16 protein-coding genes are annotated in these 18,984 nt (G+C 53.1%); 15 read left to right on the plus strand and 1 reads right to left on the minus strand.

Annotated elements, in window-relative coordinates:
- The first annotated feature begins 88 nt into the window (after positions 1-88).
- The 10 genes from tkt (at position 89) to fbaA (ending at position 11,522) form a co-directional block, all read left to right on the plus strand.
- Positions 89-2,080 (plus strand): transketolase, encoded by a 1,992-nt coding sequence (gene tkt, locus OGY62_RS21185; protein ID WP_049010273.1) that lies wholly within the window; start codon positions 89-91, stop codon positions 2,078-2,080.
- Between the two features lie 313 nt (positions 2,081-2,393).
- Positions 2,394-2,834: a PTS mannitol transporter subunit IIA gene (gene cmtB / locus OGY62_RS21190; RefSeq protein WP_200029706.1), complete on the plus strand. Its 441-nt coding sequence runs from the start codon at positions 2,394-2,396 to the stop codon at positions 2,832-2,834.
- Between the two features lie 27 nt (positions 2,835-2,861).
- Positions 2,862-4,244, plus strand: a complete 1,383-nt coding sequence (locus OGY62_RS21195; RefSeq protein WP_286460508.1) for a PTS mannitol transporter subunit IIBC — start codon at positions 2,862-2,864, stop codon at positions 4,242-4,244.
- A gap of 24 nt (positions 4,245-4,268) precedes the next feature.
- Positions 4,269-5,546: a zinc-binding dehydrogenase gene (locus tag OGY62_RS21200; RefSeq protein WP_012135046.1), complete on the plus strand. Its 1,278-nt coding sequence runs from the start codon at positions 4,269-4,271 to the stop codon at positions 5,544-5,546.
- A complete protein-coding gene (gene glpX / locus OGY62_RS21205; protein ID WP_058668073.1) occupies positions 5,543-6,514 on the plus strand; it encodes a class II fructose-bisphosphatase in 972 nt (323 codons plus the stop codon). Before OGY62_RS21200 ends, glpX begins: the two co-directional genes overlap by 4 nt.
- A 15-nt stretch (positions 6,515-6,529) precedes the next feature.
- Positions 6,530-7,039, plus strand: a complete 510-nt coding sequence (locus OGY62_RS21210) for an MltR family transcriptional regulator (protein WP_047461374.1) — start codon at positions 6,530-6,532, stop codon at positions 7,037-7,039.
- The gene (locus tag OGY62_RS21215; protein ID WP_286460509.1) at positions 7,036-7,746 is read left to right on the plus strand and encodes a nucleoside/nucleotide kinase family protein; all 711 of its coding nucleotides are present in this window, start codon (positions 7,036-7,038) and stop codon (positions 7,744-7,746) included. Before OGY62_RS21210 ends, OGY62_RS21215 begins: the two co-directional genes overlap by 4 nt.
- A gap of 331 nt (positions 7,747-8,077) precedes the next feature.
- Complete coding sequence (gene epd / locus OGY62_RS21220) at positions 8,078-9,097, plus strand: erythrose-4-phosphate dehydrogenase (protein WP_058668068.1); 1,020 nt, start codon at positions 8,078-8,080, stop codon at positions 9,095-9,097.
- Positions 9,098-9,178: 81 nt separating this feature from the next.
- Complete coding sequence (gene pgk / locus OGY62_RS21225) at positions 9,179-10,342, plus strand: phosphoglycerate kinase (RefSeq protein WP_024130932.1); 1,164 nt, start codon at positions 9,179-9,181, stop codon at positions 10,340-10,342.
- A 100-nt stretch (positions 10,343-10,442) separates the two neighbouring features.
- Positions 10,443-11,522 carry a class II fructose-bisphosphate aldolase gene (fbaA, locus tag OGY62_RS21230; protein WP_198448529.1) on the plus strand — a complete coding sequence of 360 codons (1,080 nt, stop codon included), beginning with the start codon at positions 10,443-10,445 and terminating at the stop codon, positions 11,520-11,522.
- 133 nt (positions 11,523-11,655) lie between these two features.
- On the opposite strand, the gene OGY62_RS21235 is transcribed toward fbaA, so the two are convergent.
- Positions 11,656-12,561 carry a carbamate kinase gene (locus tag OGY62_RS21235; RefSeq protein ID WP_286460510.1) on the minus strand — a complete coding sequence of 302 codons (906 nt, stop codon included), beginning with the start codon at positions 12,559-12,561 and terminating at the stop codon, positions 11,656-11,658.
- Between the two features lie 337 nt (positions 12,562-12,898).
- Here OGY62_RS21235 and OGY62_RS21240 point away from each other — a divergent pair, with 337 nt between their 5' ends.
- The 5 genes from OGY62_RS21240 to allS all read left to right on the plus strand — a co-directional run bounded on the left by OGY62_RS21240 (position 12,899) and on the right by allS (position 18,893).
- Positions 12,899-14,122, plus strand: coding sequence for an MFS transporter (locus OGY62_RS21240; RefSeq protein WP_012135031.1), 1,224 nt, complete (start codon positions 12,899-12,901; stop codon positions 14,120-14,122).
- Between the two features lie 13 nt (positions 14,123-14,135).
- Positions 14,136-15,797: an acyl-CoA synthetase FdrA gene (locus tag OGY62_RS21245; protein ID WP_286460511.1), complete on the plus strand. Its 1,662-nt coding sequence runs from the start codon at positions 14,136-14,138 to the stop codon at positions 15,795-15,797.
- 16 nt (positions 15,798-15,813) lie between these two features.
- Positions 15,814-17,076: a YlbE family protein gene (locus OGY62_RS21250; protein WP_200073940.1), complete on the plus strand. Its 1,263-nt coding sequence runs from the start codon at positions 15,814-15,816 to the stop codon at positions 17,074-17,076.
- Positions 17,077-17,170: 94 nt separating this feature from the next.
- A complete protein-coding gene (locus tag OGY62_RS21255; RefSeq protein WP_286460512.1) occupies positions 17,171-18,043 on the plus strand; it encodes an oxamate carbamoyltransferase subunit AllH family protein in 873 nt (290 codons plus the stop codon).
- Complete coding sequence (allS, locus tag OGY62_RS21260; protein WP_047461391.1) at positions 17,961-18,893, plus strand: HTH-type transcriptional activator AllS; 933 nt, start codon at positions 17,961-17,963, stop codon at positions 18,891-18,893. Before OGY62_RS21255 ends, allS begins: the two co-directional genes overlap by 83 nt.
- The last annotated feature ends 91 nt before the right edge of the window (positions 18,894-18,984 follow it).

An 18,984-nucleotide genomic window follows, 5' to 3' on the forward strand; every position in this document is an offset into this window, starting at 1 on the left:
TTGTTGGCACTTTTTTCCGGCGTAGCCCAAAACGCGCTGTCGTCAAGTCGTTAAGGGCATGGCCTTCATCATCCGATCTGGAGTCAAAATGTCCTCACGTAAAGAGCTTGCCAATGCTATTCGTGCGCTGAGCATGGACGCAGTACAGAAAGCCAAATCCGGTCACCCGGGTGCCCCTATGGGTATGGCTGACATTGCCGAAGTCCTGTGGCGTGATTTCCTGAACCACAACCCGCAGAACCCTTCCTGGGCTGACCGTGACCGCTTCGTGCTGTCTAACGGCCACGGCTCCATGCTGATCTACAGCCTGCTGCACCTCACCGGCTATGACCTGCCGATGTCTGAGCTGCAAAACTTCCGTCAGCTGCACTCCAAAACGCCGGGCCACCCGGAAGTGGGTTACACCGCAGGTGTTGAAACCACCACCGGCCCGCTGGGCCAGGGGATTGCGAACGCGGTCGGTATGGCGATTGCGGAAAAAACACTGGCGGCGCAGTTCAACCGTCCAGGCCACGATATCGTGGATCACTTTACCTATGCCTTCATGGGCGATGGCTGCATGATGGAAGGTATCTCCCATGAAGTCTGCTCTCTGGCAGGAACGCTGAAGCTGGGCAAACTGATCGCGTTCTACGATGACAACGGTATCTCTATCGATGGTCACGTTGAAGGCTGGTTCACTGATGACACCGCTAAACGTTTCGAAGCCTACGGCTGGCACGTTGTGCGCGGTATCGACGGTCACGATGCTGAAGCGATTAAACGCGCGGTTGAAGAAGCGCGTGCCGTTACTGACAAACCGTCCCTGCTGATGTGCAAAACCATCATCGGTTTCGGTTCCCCGAACAAAGCGGGTACGCACGACTCTCACGGCGCGCCGCTGGGCGATGCTGAAATCGCACTGACCCGCGAACAGCTGGGCTGGAAATACGCGCCGTTCGAAATCCCGTCTGAAATCTACGCGCAGTGGGATGCGAAAGAAGCCGGTCAGGCAAAAGAAGCGGTCTGGAATGAGAAATTCGCCGCCTATGCAAAAGCCTTCCCGCAGGAGGCCGCTGAATTTACCCGTCGTATGAAAGGCGAAATGCCGTCTGACTTCGACGCGAAAGCGAATGAATTTATCGCTAAGTTGCAGGCTAACCCGGCGAAAATTGCCAGCCGTAAAGCGTCTCAGAATGCGATTGAAGCGTTTGGGCCGCTGCTGCCTGAGTTCCTCGGCGGTTCCGCTGACCTGGCGCCAAGCAACCTGACCCTGTGGTCGGGTTCTAAAGCCATCAACGAAGATGCTGCGGGTAACTACATCCATTACGGCGTGCGCGAGTTCGGTATGACCGCCATCGCTAACGGCATCTCCCTGCACGGTGGTTTCCTGCCATACACCTCTACCTTCCTGATGTTCGTGGAATATGCCCGTAACGCGGTGCGTATGGCTGCGCTGATGAAACAGCGTCAGGTGATGGTCTACACCCACGACTCCATCGGTCTGGGCGAAGATGGCCCGACTCACCAGCCGGTAGAGCAGGTGGCTTCTCTGCGCGTAACGCCGAACATGAGCACCTGGCGTCCGTGTGACCAGGTTGAATCCGCAGTGGCGTGGAAATACGGCGTTGAGCGTCAGGACGGCCCGACCGCGCTGATCCTCTCCCGTCAGAATCTGGCGCAGCAGGAACGTACCGAAGAGCAGCTGGCGAACATCGCGCGCGGTGGTTATGTGCTGAAAGATTGCGCCGGTCAGCCGGAACTGATCTTCATCGCAACCGGTTCTGAAGTTGAGCTGGCCGTTGCCGCATGGGACAAACTGTCTGCCGAAGGCGTGAAAGCGCGCGTGGTCTCCATGCCGTCTACCGACGCGTTCGACAAGCAGGATGCCGCTTACCGTGAAGCCGTACTGCCGAAAGCGGTTTCCGCTCGCGTGGCAGTAGAAGCGGGTATCGCTGACTACTGGTTCAAATACGTGGGCCTGAATGGCGCTATCGTCGGCATGACCACCTTCGGTGAGTCTGCGCCTGCTGAGCTGCTGTTCGAAGAGTTCGGCTTTACCGTTGATAACGTTGTCGCGAAAGCAAAAGAACTGCTGTAATCACGATACAACACCGAACGGGTCGCTCAGGCGGCCCGTTTTTTATAAAGGGATTATAAATAATTTAGTTCAGACAAGTGGCTATATTTGATCTAATTCACATATTTGATATTTAGTGATTTGATGTAATTGTGATGAATGACACATAAATACGGTTGCTTTTTATTTTTATGTTTTTAACTATCTGTTTTTATTGAGTTCTAAAAAAACACTTTCTCCTTCTTCGCATTTTTCCCCTCGATTGATTTCGCTTTGCCGCGCGAGTATTTTGTTTTTAACGATAAGCAGTACCCTATATAAATAAGGATAATTTATGCGGCTGATTGATTATTTCCCTGAATCGTCAATAGCAATAAAAAATGCAGCGACTGACTGGCGCGAAGCAATTGATTTTTCCATGTCCTCTCTGCTTTCTCATGATTATGTTAACTCACGGTATATTCAGGCCATTAAAGAGTCCACATTAACCAATGGACCTTATTATATTCTGGCTCCAGGCGTCGCAATGCCGCATGCGCGTCCTGAATGTGGTGCTTTAAAAACGGGGATGTCGTTAACACTCCTCCGGCAAGAAGTGAAGTTTACAGAAGATGATCCGATCAAACTATTAATCGGCTTATCCGCCGCAGATGCGGACTCTCACATTGGCGCTATTCAGGTGTTAAGTGAATTATTATGTGAAGATGAAATTCTTACTGAGTTGTTAACAGCGACATCTGAAAAACAGCTAGCGGATATTATTGCTCGCGCATAATTAATTTCTCCTCTACAGGATATTATTATGGAACACAAGTCTGCTCGTGCAAAGGTCCAGGCTTTTGGGGGCTTTTTGACTGCAATGGTCATTCCCAATATCGGCGCATTTATTGCCTGGGGGTTTATTACTGCCTTATTTATTCCAACCGGTTGGCTACCGAATGAACATTTCGCCAAAATAGTTGGCCCTATGATCACCTATTTGCTGCCAGTAATGATCGGTTCTACTGGCGGCCATCTGGTGGGCGGGAAACGAGGCGCGGTGATGGGGGGAATTGGTACGATTGGCGTCATTATCGGCGCGGATATTCCTATGTTCCTCGGCTCAATGATCATGGGGCCACTTGGTGGGCTGGTGATTAAACATATCGACCGACTGCTGGACAAGCGTATTCCCGCTGGCTTTGAGATGGTGATTAATAACTTCTCTCTGGGTATTGCCGGGATGCTCCTGTGCCTGCTGGGGTTTGAGGTGATTGGCCCGGCAGTGCTTATCGCGAATAATTTTGTGAAAGAGTGTATTGAATCGCTGGTGCATGCCGGTTATCTGCCGCTGCTGTCGCTTATTAACGAACCCGCGAAAATTCTCTTTCTGAATAACGCGATTGATCAGGGCGTCTATTACCCGTTGGGGATGCAGCAGGCGTCGGAGACGGGGAAATCGATTTTCTTCATGGTGGCCTCTAACCCTGGCCCGGGATTAGGGCTGCTGCTGGGCTTTACCTTCTTTGGCCGTGGTATGAGCAAAAAATCCGCGCCGGGAGCGATGATCATCCACTTCCTGGGGGGGATTCACGAGCTGTACTTCCCGTATGTATTGATGAAACCGTTAACGCTGATTGCGATGATCGCTGGCGGGATGACGGGAACCTGGGTATTTAATCTGTTAGGCGGCGGACTGGTTGCAGGCCCAAGTCCAGGTTCGATTTTCGCGTACCTTGCGCTGACGCCGAAAGGATCTTTCCTGGCCACGATCGCGGGTGTAACGGCGGGAACGCTGGTGACCTTCATCGTGACTTCGATCATCCTGAAAATGGAAAAGAGCGTTGAAACGGAGAATGAAGAAGACAATTTCGCAGAGTCTGCGAAAGCCGTGAAAGCAATGAAACAGGAAGGCGCATTTTCTTATAAGAATATTAAACGTATCGCTTTTGTCTGCGATGCCGGAATGGGTTCCAGCGCGATGGGGGCAACGATATTCCGTAAGCGTCTGGAGAAAGCCGGTCTGGTGATTGCGGTGGCTCATCATGCTATCGAAAATGTTCCTGATGACGCCGATATTATCGTGACGCATGCCAGCCTTGAGGGCCGCGTTAAGCGTGTGAGTAATAAGCCCACGGTGTTAATTAAAAATTACATCGGTGACCCACTGCTGGATGAATTATTTAAAAAACTCATCGCGGATTAGCATCATCAATTTTTCGGAGTAACTATGAAGACCAAAGTCGCTGCTATTTATGGTAAGCAGGATGTTCGCATCCGCGAGTTTGAATTGCCTGAAATTACAGATAATGAACTGTTAGTGAGTGTAATATCAGACAGCGTATGTTTATCGACATGGAAAGCCGCCACGTTAGGTAGCGAGCATAAACGTGTGCCTGATGACTTAGAGAATCACCCGGTTATTACTGGTCATGAGTGCGCAGGTATTATTGTTGAGGTGGGGAAAAACCTGACCGATAAATATAAAAAGGGACAACGTTTTGTGTTGCAACCGGCGATGGGGTTGCCCAGCGGATATTCAGCGGGATATAGCTATGAATATTTTGGCGGCAATGCGACGTATATGATTATTCCTGAGCTGGCGATTAACCTCGGCTGTGTTTTACCGTATCACGGCTCCTATTTCGCGGCGGCGTCACTGGCAGAACCCATGTGCTGTATTATCGGCGCATACAATGCGAACTACCACACGACGCCTTATGTTTATGAGCACCGCATGGGGGTGAAACCCGGCGGTAATATTGCGCTTCTGGCGTGTGCCGGGCCGATGGGGATCGGCGCCATTGATTATGCCATCAACGGTGGTATCCAGCCTTCGCGAGTGGTGGTGGTCGATATTGATGAAGCCCGTCTGTCACAAGCGAAAAAACTGCTGCCGGTCGAGCTGGCAGCGGCGAAGGGGATTGAGCTTGTTTATGTGAATACCTGCGGCATGGAAAACCCGACGGCAAAACTGCGTGCGCTAACGGAAGATGCGGGTTTCGATGACGTTTTCGTTTACGCCGCCGTCCCGGCGGTGGTGGAAATGGCCGATACACTGCTGGCTGAAGACGGTTGTCTGAACTTTTTCGCGGGCCCAACGGATAAAGATTTTAAGGTTCCGTTTAACTTCTACAACGTGCATTACAACAGTACCCATGTTGTGGGAACGTCCGGCGGTTCGACCGATGACATGAAAGAGGCCATTGCGTTAAGCGCCACAGGGCAATTACAGCCTTCGTTTATGGTAACGCACATTGGTGGGCTGGATGCCGTCCCGGAAACGGTGCTTAACCTGCCCAATATTCCGGGAGGGAAAAAACTCATTTATAACGGCGTGACCATGCCGCTGACCGCTATCGCCGATTTTGCCGAAAAAGGAAAAACCGACCCGTTATTCAAAGCGCTGGCGCGTCTGGTTGAAGAGACGCACGGCATCTGGAATGAAAACGCGGAGAGATATTTGCTGGCGCAGTTTGGCGTAGATATTGGGGAGGCGGCGGCATGATGTCTCTGGCGTGGCCGCTTTTTCGGATTACGGAACAGGCAGCGCTTGCTGCCTGGCCGCAAACCGGATGCGGCGATAAAAACAAAATCGATGGACTGGCGGTGACAGCCATGCGTCAGTCATTAAATGAAGTCGCCATGCGGGGCAAAATTGTTATCGGCGAAGGCGAAATCGACCATGCGCCGATGTTGTATATCGGTGAAGAGGTCGGAACCGGGACAGGGCCGAGCGTGGACATCGCCGTCGACCCGATTGAGGGAACGCGCATGGTGGCGATGGGGCAGAATAATGCGTTGTCCGTGATGGCGCTGGCGCCGCAGGGGAGCCTGCTGCATGCGCCTGACATGTATATGCGCAAACTGGTGGTTAACCGTCAGGCGAAAGGGGCGATTAACCTCGCGTTATCGCTGGAAGAGAACCTGAGTAATATTGCCGCTGCGCTGAATAAGCCGCTCACGTCGTTGCGTATGGCGACGCTGGATAAACCGCGCCATCAGGCGGTTATTCAGCAGGCCGCGCAGCTTGGCGTCAAGGTGTTTGCCTTGCCGGATGGCGATGTCGCCGCCAGCGTATTAACCTGCCAGCAACATCATCCGTTCGATGTGATGTACGCTATTGGCGGCGCGCCGGAAGGGGTGATATCAGCCTGCGCCGTGAAGGCGCTTGATGGTGATATGCAGGCTGAGTTGATTGACTTTTGTCAGGCGAAAGGTGAAACGGCGGAACACCGATTGATCGCGAACGATGAGTTACGCCGCTGTAAGCAAATGGGTGTCGCGGTGAACCGGGTTTATACGCTGGATGAACTCGTGGGAAGCCAGGATATTCTGTTTTCAGCAACGGGCGTAACGGGAGGCGATCTGTTACATGGCGTGCAGAAAACGGAAAATGGCGTCAGTACGCAAACATTACTGATCGGCGGCATCGATCGAACGTGTAATATAATAGACTCTCTGCATTGCTGGTGATTTATCGAGAAACGCATGACGACGTTGACAGAAGATGATGTACTTGAGCAACTGGACGCTCAGGATAATTTACTTTCGTTTATGGCAACCGCAAATGACATCCTGTTGCAGGCCATCAAAAATTTTCTGCCGTCATTATTCGTCAATAACGATGAAGAAATCGTCGAATATGCAGTGAAGCCGTTACTGGCTCAAAGCGGCCCGCTTGATGACATTGATGTGGCAATACGTTTGATTTATGCGTTGGGAAAAATGGATAAATGGCTGTATGCCGATGTGATTCACTTCTCTCAGTTTTATCAGTATTTACGTGAACAGCGTGAAATCCCCCGTTTTTCTGATGATATCACCTGGGATTTTATGAGTAACGTCAATAGCATAACGACGAATGCCACACTCTACAATTCGTTGAAATCAATGAAGTTTGCCGATTTCGCCATCTATTCAGAAATACGTTTTGTCACCATGATCAAAACCGGGCTGGCTTTAGCGGTAACGACGATATTAAGGGAATTAACACCGTGAAAATATCGCTCCAGATTAATGGGCTGATGACTGACGCCTGGTATGATGACGATGAAGTAGAAAATGTCCATAAACCGCTGTTACGGCATCTGGCAACATTAAACGCGAAAACACCTGAGCGCCGCACCGTTATTTTTCTGAGCGCCCCGCCAGGAACAGGAAAGTCAACGCTCACCACCTTCTGGGAATATCTGTCGCGTAACGATCCAGAATTACCGACGATCCAGACGCTGCCGATGGATGGCTTCCATCATTATAATTGCTGGCTGGATGAGCATGAACTGCGCGCCGCTAAAGGTGCGCCTGAAACCTTTAACGTTGAAAAACTGGCGAGTAATTTACGTCAGCTCCATGAGCAAAATGCAACCTGGCCTCAATATGATCGCCAACTGCATGACCCTGTCGAAAATGCCATTCAGGTGACGGCGCCTGTCGTTATTATTGAAGGAAACTGGCTGTTGTATAACGCGCCGTCCTGGCGCGAGCTACGGCAGTATTGCGATTATTCACTGTTTATCCGCGCGCCTGCCGATGTGCTGCGCGGCCGTTTAATCGCACGTAAACAGGCAGGAGGGCTGAGCGAAGAGCAGGCGCAGATATTTTTTGACCGTACCGACGGGCCTAACGTTTGTCGGGTGCTGGAAAACAGCTTACCTGCGAGTCTTACGTTAGAGATGACGGCAAAGGGTGAGTATCGTCTTGCATAGACGCTGGCTCACGTACTTCCTGATATAAATCAGGATTTGTGACGCGGCAACGAAAAGATATTGCTACGCTTATTCGCCATTCTGGAATATGGAATAAATTGGGCGCTGAAGGGGGCGAAAGTGTGATGCAGGTCAGATAACTGGCTTCTTTGACTGGACAATCATTCCTTTTATTCCTCGTTTCGCTTATTCTAGCTGAAGCGTTTCAGTCGATTAAATGTTCGACAAATAATCAATCAGTCGCAGTTTGCGACAGGTAAGGTTTTCCTCGACGATTTGCTGGATTACTCTGTCAGCCTCATCTGAATCGGGATAGCCTTGCAGGAGACCTATGACCGTACGCGTAGCGATTAATGGCTTTGGTCGCATCGGGCGTAACGTGGTTCGTGCTTTGTATGAATCAGGACGCCGGGCGGAAATCAGCGTGGTGGCAATCAACGAACTTGCGGATGCTGCGGGCATGGCGCATTTGTTGAAATATGACACCAGCCATGGACGTTTTGCATGGGATGTTCGCCAGGAGCGCGAGCAGCTCATCGTCGGCGACGACACGATTCGCATTTTGCACGAGCGAACGCTGGATGCGCTCCCCTGGCGCGAACTGAGTATTGATGTCGTGCTGGATTGCACGGGCGTGTACGGTAATCGTGAACACGGCGAGGCGCATCTTGCCGCTGGCGCGAAAAAAGTGCTCTTTTCACATCCCGGCAGCCACGATCTTGACGCCACCGTCGTGTTTGGCGTGAACCAGGATCAATTGCGTGCGGAACACCGCATCGTATCGAATGCGTCCTGTACCACGAATTGCATCATCCCCGTCATTAAATTGTTAGATGATGCATACGGCATTGAGTCGGGAACCGTCACGACGATCCACTCCGCTATGCACGATCAGCAGGTGATCGACGCGTACCATTCCGATCTGCGACGCACCCGCGCCGCCAGCCAGTCGATTATTCCGGTTGATACCAAACTGGCGGCGGGCATTACGCGAATTTTCCCGCAGTTCAACGACCGTTTTGAGGCGATTGCGGTACGCGTACCGACCATAAATGTGACGGCGATCGACTTAAGCGTGACGGTGAAAAAGCCGGTAAAAGCCAATGAAGTCAACCAGTTGCTGCAAAAAGCAGCACATGGGGCATTTCATGGTATAGTTGACTATACGGAATTGCCGTTGGTCTCGATAGATTTCAACCACGACCCGCATAGCGCCATCGTTGATGGCACCCAGACACGGGTCAGTGGCGCCCACCTGATCAAGACATTGGTCTGGTGCGATAATGAATGGGGCTTTGCTAACCGAATGCTCGACACGACGTTAGCGATGGCCGCAGTTGGTTTCAAGTAGGACATTCCATGCGCAAAATCCTTCAAAAGGATGAAGCGCATGACGTCTGCAAAACTTTATGAATCAATGAGAGGATTCACCATGTCTGTAATTAAGATGACCGATCTGGATCTTGCTGGTAAACGTGTTTTTATCCGTGCGGATCTGAACGTTCCAGTTAAAGAAGGGAAAGTAACCAGCGACGCGCGTATTCGCGCTTCCCTGCCGACCATCGAACTGGCCCTGAAACAGGGTGCGAAAGTGATGGTTACTTCCCACCTGGGTCGTCCTACCGAAGGCGAGTACAACGAAGAATTCTCTCTGCTGCCGGTTGTTAACTACCTGAAAGACAAACTGTCCAATCCGGTTCGCCTGGTAAAAGATTACCTGGACGGCGTTGAAGTGGCTGCCGGTGAACTGGTGGTTCTGGAAAACGTTCGCTTTAACAAAGGCGAGAAGAAAGATGACGAAGCCCTGTCTAAGAAATACGCTGCGCTGTGCGACGTATTCGTGATGGACGCTTTCGGTACTGCGCACCGCGCTCAGGCTTCTACCCACGGTATCGGTAAATTCGCCGACGTCGCTTGCGCAGGTCCGCTGCTGGCGGCAGAACTGGATGCGCTGGGTAAAGCGCTGAAAGAACCGGCTCGCCCGATGGTGGCTATCGTTGGCGGTTCTAAAGTGTCTACCAAACTGACCGTTCTGGACTCCCTGTCCAAAATCGCTGACCAACTGATCGTTGGCGGCGGCATCGCAAACACCTTCGTTGCCGCTCAGGGCCACAATGTGGGCAAATCCCTGTACGAAGCTGACCTGGTTGACGAAGCGAAACGCCTGCTGACCACCTGTGATATCCCGGTTCCAACTGACGTACGCGTAGCAACCGAGTTCTCCGAAACCGCTACCGCGACCCTGAAATCTGTTAACGACATCAAAGACGACGAGCAGATTCTGGACCTGGGCGATACTTCCGCTGAGAAACTGGCTGACATCCTGAAGAATGCGAAAACCATTCTGTGGAACGGCCCGGTTGGCGTGTTCGAATTCCCGAACTTCCGTAAAGGCACCGAAATTGTTGCCAACGCGATCGCAGACAGCGAAGCGTTCTCCATCGCAGGCGGCGGCGACACTCTGGCGGCAATCGACCTGTTCGGCATTGCTGACAAAATCTCCTACATCTCCACTGGCGGCGGCGCATTCCTCGAATTCGTGGAAGGCAAAGTGCTGCCAGCAGTAGCAATGCTCGAAGAGCGCGCTAAGAAGTAATCGTTACGGGCAGGGATTCCTGCCCGTTGATTTATTGCCGTGCTGACATTCAGGGCGGCCCGTGTTTTTTCTAAGGCCCGACGATACAGGACAACGAAACATGTCTAAAATTTTTGATTTCGTAAAACCAGGCGTAATTACTGGTGATGACGTACAGAAAGTGTTCCAGGTAGCAAAAGAAAACAACTTTGCTCTGCCAGCAGTTAACTGCGTGGGCACCGATTCCATCAACGCCGTTCTGGAAACCGCTGCGAAAGTTAAAGCGCCGGTCATCGTCCAGTTCTCCAACGGTGGCGCTTCCTTTATCGCGGGTAAAGGCGTGAAAACCGACGTTCCTCAGGGCTCGGCAATCCTGGGCGCTATCTCTGGCGCGCATCACGTTCACCAGATGGCTGAACACTACGGTGTTCCGGTAATTCTGCACACCGACCACTGCGCGAAGAAACTGCTGCCGTGGATCGACGGTCTGCTGGATGCGGGTGAAAAACATTTCGCTGCGACCGGTAAGCCGCTGTTCTCTTCTCACATGATCGACCTGTCTGAAGAGTCTCTGGAAGAGAACATCGAAATCTGCTCCAAATACCTGGCGCGCATGGCCAAAATGGGCATGACTCTGGAAATCGAACTGGGTTGCACCGGTGGTGAAGAAGACGGCGTGGACAACAGCCACATGGACGCTTCTGCACTGTACACCCAGCCGGAAGACGTTGATTACGCATACACTGAGCTGAGCAAAATCAGCCCGCGTTTCACCATCGCGGCTTCCTTCGGTAACGTACACGGTGTTTACAAACCGGGTAACGTGGTTCTGACCCCGACCATCCTGCGCGACTCTCAGGAATATGTTTCTAAGAAACACAACCTGCCGCACAACAGCCTGAACTTCGTATTCCACGGTGGTTCCGGCTCTACCGCTCAGGAAATCAAAGACTCCGTAAGCTACGGCGTAATCAAAATGAACATCGATACCGATACCCAATGGGCGACCTGGGAAGGTGTTCTGAAGTATTACAAAGATAACGAAGCGTATCTTCAGGGTCAGCTGGGCAACCCGAAAGGCGAAGATCAGCCGAACAAGAAATACTACGATCCGCGCGTATGGCTGCGTGCCGGCCAGACTTCCATGATCACGCGTCTGGAACAGGCTTTCAAAGAACTGAACGCGATTGACGTTCTGTAATTCAGCCTGCTGATTGTAAAAATGGCTTCCTTCGGGAAGCCATTTTTTTTTGCCGGATGGCGACTACGATTGGCAACCGTGCTTCCCGTAGGCCGGATAAGACGCTTTCGCGTCGCCATCCGGCAAAAAAAGTTTACCGCGTCACACAGGTGCCTTTTTCCCCCGCCAGAATCTGTGGCGCATCTTTTAGCGCGCCGATAAACGCAGTGTTCCCGGTCTGTTTAACAAACTGCATCACCGCTGCGGCTTTGGGGCCCATCGCACCATCGGGGGCGGCAAACGGCGCCAGTTCTTCTACCGTTGCATGGCGCAGCGCGCGCGCCTGTGGCGTTCCCCAGTTCTCATACACAGCGTCCGCATCCGTCAGGATCAACAGATGATCGGCGTGGAGAGACTGCGCCAGCACCGAGGCCGTTAAATCTTTATCAATGACCGCTTCGACTCCCTGGTATCCCTCGTCTTGTGCGATAACCGGAATGCCGCCGCCACCGCAGCAAATTACCGTATGTCCGGCATCTATCAACGTTTGTATTGCGTCACTGTCGAGAATTTTTAATGGCGTTGGAGAGGGAACAACCCGACGAATATAGTTGCCATCGGCTTTCATCTGCCAGCCGTAGCGCGCTTCCAGCTCCGCCTGCTGCGCCGGTTGATATACCGGGCCGATATACTTGCCGGGCGTTGCAAAGGCGTCATCTCGCAGATCGACCGCCACGCGGGTCATCAGCGTTGTGACGGGCGCGCCGCCAGTGTATGACGCCAGTTCCTGAGCGATAGCAAAACCGATCATTCCCTGGCTTTCGGCGACCAGAATATCCAGCGGCCAGGCGGGGGAGTCTGTACAGGCCGCATTCTGTAACGCCAGCAGACCCACTTGCGGGCCGTTGCCGTGAACAATCACCAGTTGATAATCCCGGGCCAGTACGGATGCCATTCTGGCGAATACCTGAATGCTACGCTGCTGATTTTCCGCGCTAAGAATTTCTCCGCGCTGTAATAACGCATTGCCGCCAAGGGCAATGACGATTTTCTTTTTCATGATGACCTCATTGTGCGAAATATCTCGCGGTAAAAATATCGTCTTGTTATTTTCATAATGTGATGTAACCGACAGCTCATTTACCCACAAAAATATCTCGCTAATCCTTAGCGTTTTTATCTATTTTATTTAAATTGTTTTAAAAATGATTATTAGACTTTTTTTAATAATGCAGCGGTCAGTTCCCAGGAATTTATAACAATGGATTTTGTGTGATTTTGTTCAAATGAAATGGATTTTTCCCCCGATAAGGTAGCCTCAGTTAAAACATCAAACCTCACGTATCATGTCAGATAGCATGAGGTGTTCAGCGGTAAATATTACCGGGAGATTGCTTATGTCTGGATCATATGAAGTGACTGAGGTCACGAATAAAAGAGGAATACCGGCCTGGTGGGTCACCGTTTTCCTGTTCTGGTTAGGGTGGATTTTTATGTACGCTGACCGCACGATACTCAATCCGGTAATGGGAGAGCTGGAAAAAGAATTTGGCTTAAGTGGTACGCAATTAGGTATTCTTAATTCAGTTTTCTATTTTTCTTATGCTTTGCTTCAGGTTCCGGCAGGAATTCTGGGCGATAAGATTGGCAAAAAGAAAGTGCTGGTGCCGGGGTTTATTCTTTTTGGCGTATTCACCGCCGTCACCGGTTGGGCGAAAAGCTGGTATACGCTGCTGTTTGCCCGCGTGGTAACGGGAGCGGGAGAAGGGACTTACTATGGCCCGCAGTATGGCTTGTCTTCCGAGCAGATCCCCAAAAAATACCGTTCGCTGGGCAGCGCAATCATCAATAGCGGGATGGCCTTTGGTATTGCGCTGGGCCTGATGACCTCCAGTTGGCTGGTGTACGACCAGGGGTATTCGTGGCGTATGCCATTTTACGCGATGGCGATCCCCTCCGTGCTGGTTGGGATTGCGATCTGGTTGTTTGTGAAAGAGAAGAAACGCACGGCCGAAGCCGATGGCAAACCGGTAAAAAAAGGGAATTTCAGCGACCTTCTGAAAAACCGTAATTTAATTATCACCTATATTATGGTGTTCTGTAGCCTGTTTGGTTTCTTCGTTATTCTGACCTGGCTTCCCTATTATCTGCAAAGTGAACGTGGCATCGCGGGCAGTGAAACCGGATTTATTTCTTCGCTGGTGGCATGGATTTCAATTCCTGGCGCGCTGTTATTCTCCAGCTTGTCTGACAAACTGGGTAAGCGTAAACCATTAATTATGTTCCTGGTGCCCGTTGCCATTCTCAGCATGCTGTCAATTATCTGGATGCCAAATATGACCGGCGTCATTATCGCTCTGTGCGTTTATGGCCTTGTCGGGAAACTGGCGCTGGACCCGGTGCTGGTCGCTCTGGTGGCGGATAGCGTCGATGAAAATAATTACAGCACGGCATTTGGCTTATTTAATTTCATCGGCATGAGTTCATCCATTCTGGCACCCATTATTGCAGGCGCGGCGCGTGATATCACCGGAAGTCTGGCTTCCAGTTTCTATGTTTCAGCCGCGCTGCTGGCTGTCGGTTTATTCGCCATGTTGTTTTTAAAAGAAAAACGCACATAAAGAGGTAGCGGTAATGATTTACGCCTTTATTAAAAAGGGAAGTTTTCAGGACTCCGTCAGCCTGATGATTATTTCCCGAAAACTCAGTGAACGCCCGGAAGTTGATCAGGTCTCGGTGATGATGGGCACGCCAGCGAATAAGTCGATGCTGGATTCAACCGGGTTCTGGCATGACGATTTTGCCGATGCCACGCCAAACGATATTTGCGTGGCGGTGCGAACCGAAGGCGAACATCCCGGCATTCTGGATTTGATTCGTGAGCAACTGGAGAAAGAACTGAATGCGATGACGAATGCCTCGGGCAGCTCGCACCAGTTGACTAAAGCGCGCCGCTGGGAGAGCGCATGTCAAAAATTACCCCAGGCCAATCTGCTGTTAGTTTCCGTTGCCGGGGAATATGCCGCATCGGTTGCCAGAGAGGGGCTGCTGGCGAATAAAAACGTGATGCTGTTTTCCGATAACGTGCCGCTGGAACAGGAAGTCGAGCTGAAAACAATGGCGCGCGAGCGGGGGCTGATTGTGATGGGGCCTGACTGTGGCACGGCGATGATTGCCGGAAGTCCGCTGGCTTTTGCCAACGTACTGCCTGAAGGCGGGATTGGCGTAATTGGCGCATCGGGGACGGGGATTCAGGAAGTGACGTCGCAGATTGCGCTGCATCAGCAGGGAATCAGCCATGCGATAGGTCTGGGCGGGCGCGACCTGAGCGCGGAAGTGGGCGGCATCAGCGCACTGACCGCGCTTGACATGCTGGCCGCGGATGACGCCACGCGGGTGATTGCTTTTGTCTCCAAACCGCCGTCGCCGCAGGTGCGAACCCGCATCATTGCGGCCATGCAAAACGTGGGGAAACCGGTGGTCGCGTTGTTCCTCGGGCGTCAACCGGAACAGCGCCGTGAAGGTAACGTCTGGCTGGCGAACTCCTTGTCAGATGCCGCCCAGCTGGCGGTGCTGCTGATGCGCGTGGCGCAACAGCGACGGATTCAGCCGGAAGTGGCAGGGAAAGGTATTTATGGCCTGTACGCCGGGGGCACGCTGGCAGCCGAAGCCGCCATGCTGCTCTCCGCCGGGCTGGGCGTCCCCGTCAGCGAAAGCCACGACCAGGGCGTGATGCTGGAGGCTGGCGGCCATCGCATTGTCGACCTCGGTGATGACAGTTACACCCTGGGCAGACCTCATCCGATGATTGATCCAACAACCCGCAGTATTGAAATTGAAAAACTGACTGCAATGCCGACAGTGGGCGTGCTGCTGCTGGATGTGGTGCTGGGCTATGGCGCCTGTGCCGACCCGGCGGGAGCGGTCGTCGAGACGATAGAGCAAGTGCGCGCCAAACGCGCCGCGCCGCTGGTGGTGATTGCCACCCTGACCGGTACTGATGCCGACCCGCAGGGGCGCAGCGGGCAGGCGGAAAAACTTCGCGAGGCCGGGATCGCGGTGGTGGAAACGCTGGAAGAAGCCGTCCTGCTCGCCATCAGTCTTACACGCCATCAGGAGCGCGGCATACCGCAAGCACATCGCGCGCTTCTTGATGGCGTGCAGGTCATCAACGCCGGGTTGCGCAGCTTCGCGCTGGATCTGCAAAGCAGCGGTACGCCGGTTGTGCATTATCAGTGGGCGCCCGTTGCCGGTGGCAACGCCCGTCTCGCCAGTCTACTCAAACAGTTACATTAAGTTCAGAGGTACGGATATGTATTCATCTATTGCACAGGCCAACGAAGCCATTATTGAACGAATCAAAGCCGCGCGCCCACATTGGGTTGCGGTACGCCCGGCGAAAGACGCGGTGGCCGAATTAGCGTCTGGACGTAAATTACTGCACGCCGGCCCGCCGATCGCCTGGGATGAGATGACCGGCCCGATGCGCGGCGCCTGTATCGGCGCGTCGCTGTTTGAAGGCTGGGCGGCCAGCGAGGAAGAGGCTGTACGCATGCTGGAACAAGGTGAGGTGGCGTTTATTCCTTGTCATCATGTGGGCGCGGTGGGGCCGATGGGCGGTATCACCTCCGCCAGTATGCCGGTGCTGGTGGTACGTGACGTGGTGCATGGCAACTTGTCCTGCTGCAACCTTAATGAAGGGATCGGCAAAGTGATGCGTTTCGGCGCTTACGGTGATGACGTCCAGAAACGCCTGCGCTGGATGCGTGATGTGCTGGCGCCGGTGTTGCAGGAAGCGCTCTCGCGGATGGAAAACGGCGTCGATCTGACGGCGCTGATGGCGCAGGCGATCACTATGGGGGATGAGTTCCACCAGCGTAATATTGCCGCCTCTTCTTTGCTGCTGCGCACGTTGTCGCCGGTGATCGCCGGACTGGATCGTCCGAAGGCTGAAATCATTGACGTGCTGCAATTCCTCAGTGTCACCGACCAGTTCTTCCTCAACCTGGCGATGGCCTACAGTAAAGCGGTGATGGATGCGGCGGCGGAAATTAAAGCCGGATCGGTCGTTACGGCCATGACGCGTAATGGTCGCGACTTTGGTATTCGCGTAAGCGGCACCGGCGACCGTTGGTTTACCGCGCCGGTGAACACGCCGCAGGGGCTGTTTTTTACCGGTTACAGTCAGGCCGATGCGAACCCGGATATTGGCGATAGCGCCATCACGGAAACGTTGGGGATCGGCGGCGCGGCAATGATTGCCGCGCCTGGCGTAACGCGTTTTGTCGGCGCAGGCGGTATGGGGGCGGCGCTGGAAACGTCGGAAGAGATGGCCGAAATCTATCTGTCCAGCAATCCGCTGTTCCAGATTCCGTCCTGGGATTTCAGGGGAGCCTGCCTGGGGCTGGATATTCGCCGCGTTGTTGAAACGGGGATCACGCCGCTGATTAATACCGGTATTGCCCATCGTGAAGCGGGAATTGGGCAGGTGGGGGCGGGAACCGTACGCGCTCCGCTGCTTTGCTTTGAAAAAGCGCTGGAAGCGCTGGCGGAGTTGCATCACATCACGGCGTAATCGCTTTGCCCGGTGGCGCTACGCTTACCGGGCCTACGGTCTGGCAATGCTGTAAAGGCGTTTACGCCGCCATCCGGCATACTGGAGTGTACCGATGAGCATTATCAATCCCCTGGCCTGTGCCGGACTTTATCGACTTCCCGATGGTGAGTGGTCGTTACACAGCCGCTTCTCGCAGGCGATTAACTTTTGCCATTCCGGTGGCGAGCTGCTGACGCTGTTTCGCTATGGGAAAGGTATGGGGCCGACGGGCGTGTTACTGAGCACCGCGCAGTTTTCCCGCGTGTCCCATGTTGAACGACTTATCAAACAGGGGAACACCCTGTGGGGGCAGGGCATAATGCTTGACCCTCGTCGCATACTTCGTGTGTCGCTGAGTTCTGCTGCTGTCGCTCCTGTCGATCTCTCATTCTGTACGCAACGTAGCGGCTTCTCCGGGGCGTTAAATCAACCGCTGACGGCTATGCCGCACTATCCTGAAATAATTAAGCAGCTTGCATGCTGGCATCATGGCATGATGCCAGACTGGCGCTGGCTTATCGGGTGCGGGCCAGGACTGACGCCCAGCGGCGATGATATGCTGACGGGTATGCTTGCCGTGCTGTATGCCGCCGGGTTTTCTGCACGGCTGAGGCATTTCTTACCTCCGGCGGATCAGCTTGCGCAACTTACAACGTCGGTAAGTTGCAGTTATCTGAACAGCGCCAGAATGGGGGAGTTTTCAATACCGGTGCTGAAGGTGATGCGCCGTTTACAGTCAGGGCGCGACCCGCAGCCCGCGATTCAGCGTTTGCTCGCGGTTGGACACACTTCAGGCGCCGATACATTACTGGGGATAGCAATAGCGCAACGGTGGTTACAGATGGTCGACTCAAGGGGAAGGCATGCTCGATCAGGAAACAATACGCACATTTATTCGGGTTGCGGAGACGGAGAGCTTTTCCCGCGCGGCCAGCTCGCTACATAAAACGCCAGCGGCGATCAGCTATCGCATAAAAACGCTGGAGGAGCAGGTGGGAACGCAGCTCTTTTTACGCACGACTCGATCGGTCAGCCTGACCCTTGCCGGGCAGCACCTGCTTGAGCATTGCCGCCAGTGGCTTAACTGGCTGGATGCAATGCCGGACGAGCTTCAGCAGATCAATGCAGGCGTTGAGCGGCAGGTAAATATTGTTATCAATAACCTGCTGTATCAGCCGCAGACCACGGCGGACTTACTGACGTGGTTACATCAACAGTTTCCGTTTACCCGTTTTCAAATTTCCCGTCAGGTCTACATGGGCGTGTGGGATTCGCTTTTGTATGACGACTTCCAGTTAGCGATTGGCGTAACGGGCTCGGAGTCGCTCTCCAATAACATCTCTCTGCTGCCGCTGGGGGATATCAGCTGGCAGTTTGTGGTGGCGCAGAGTCATCCTTTGGCGAGCCATCCTGCGCCGGTATTGTCTGACGATATGCTGCGCCGTTACCCCGCCATTAATATTGAAGATACTTCGCGAACGCTGACGCGCCGTGTTGCCTGGTTGCTGAGCGGACAAAAAGAGATCAAGGTTCCAGATCTCAGCACCAAGCTGGCCTGCCATTTAAGCGGCCTCGGCGTCGGTTTTTTACCGGAGCGATTGTGCCGTCCGTATGTCGAGTCCGGGGCGCTGGTTGCCCGCTCAGTGGTCAATCCACGCCAGCCTTCGCCGCTTTCTATCGCCTGGAAGAATGCGGGCAGCGGAAAAGTGGTGAGTGAAATCGCCGACGTATTTAAGCAGAAGAGTGCATTAGTGAGCGGATTTATCAGAATGGTCGATCGACCTGCGGAGTATTAACGCTGCGCGTTTCCTTGATGGGATCATGTTGAAAAATGGCATATTCGACTGTTTTTGTTTACCTTTAAAAGGTCGTTTTCGTGAGAATGAT

It is taken from the genome of Citrobacter sp. CK198 (assembly GCF_030333295.1).
GTDB classification, from domain to species: domain Bacteria; phylum Pseudomonadota; class Gammaproteobacteria; order Enterobacterales; family Enterobacteriaceae; genus Citrobacter_B; species Citrobacter_B koseri.